Genomic DNA, 293 nt, shown 5'->3' with positions numbered 1-293 from the left:
GCCCTAGATGAACTGCTCGGTCAGGGCAGCCTCACGGCCGGTAGCCAGGTGGATCACGTCGGGGTAATCGCCGCCCTGCATGGAAGGTCCGATGACATCCTCCAGCATATTGTCGGTGGTCAGCTCCACCTTGATGCCGGTCTGGGCGGTAAAGGCCTCAGTGACCTTCTTCCACATATCAGCGCCATAGCCGGTCTAGATGGCGGCGACCTTGATGGTCACGTCCTCAGCGGGAGCGGCAGATGCAGCAGCGGAAGAAGCCGTGCTGGAAGCTGTGGAGCTTGAAGAACCGC

General features: G+C 61.1%; 1 pseudogene. It reads right to left on the bottom strand.

Annotated features, from left to right (window positions below):
• Positions 1-6: 6 nt before the first annotated feature.
• Positions 7-293 (bottom strand): annotated as a pseudogene (locus P0G09_RS19780) (carbohydrate ABC transporter substrate-binding protein); the annotation flags it as partial.

The sequence above is a fragment of the Faecalibacterium sp. DFI.5.82 genome, from assembly GCF_029076575.1.
Lineage (GTDB): Bacteria > Bacillota > Clostridia > Oscillospirales > Ruminococcaceae > Faecalibacterium > Faecalibacterium duncaniae.
Note: the sequence above shows the minus strand (reverse complement) of the source record. Positions and strands in the feature narration are given on the sequence as shown.